At 38.9% G+C, this 777-nt stretch carries 1 protein-coding gene; it reads left to right on the forward strand.

Going from position 1 to position 777, the window contains the following annotated elements; all coding sequences use genetic code 11:
* On the forward strand, positions 1 to 777 hold a 777-nt coding region (locus SP041_RS20745), incomplete at both ends, for an IS30 family transposase (protein WP_170968591.1).

Consider the following 777-nt stretch of genomic DNA (forward strand, 5'->3'; position numbering starts at 1 on the left):
TGTGAGTCAATCGACCCTTAGTAGAGAGTTTGCTCGCAATACAGGCAAGCGAGGTTACCGTATTAATCAAGCTCAACAAGCAACAATTAAACGCCGTATTGATGCCCGTAAAGCAATAAAAATGACACCTCCTCTGATTGCATTAATAAATATAAAACTAGATGATAAATGGAGCCCTGAACAAATTTCAGGATGGCTTAAGAAAGAGCGTGGCATCAGTATTAGCTATGAAACTATTTACCAACATATTTACTCCGATAAGCGGAATGGTGGTCAATTATTCCAACATCTACGCCGAAAAGGCAAAGCTTACCAAGTGCGTAATAAAGATAAGCAAGCTGGTCGAGGTTTTATCAAGAACCGCGTTAGCATCGATGAACGACCAAGTATAGTTGACACACGTAGCCGAGTTGGTGATTGGGAAATAGATTTAGTCATTGGTAAAGGACACAGCGGCGCATTGGTGACTATTGTTGAGCGTAAAACGCGTTTTACAGTATCGACACGTATTGATGATAAATCAGCAAAGACTGTCACTGCGGCCACTATTGCATTATTAAAACCATTTGAAGAGGCAGTGTTAACCATTACCGCTGATAACGGTAAAGAGTTCGCTTATCACAAAGAGTTAACCAAAAATTTAAAGTGTTCAGTTTATTTTGCAGATCCATACTGTTCATGGCAACGCGGTTTGAATGAAAATACAAATGGTTTATTAAGACAATATTGGCCCAAATCTATCGACTTTAAAAAAATATCGAATTGGGCAGTAAAAGA

Origin of the sequence: Psychromonas sp. SP041, from assembly GCF_000470315.2 — a bacterium.
GTDB lineage: Bacteria > Pseudomonadota > Gammaproteobacteria > Enterobacterales > Psychromonadaceae > Psychromonas.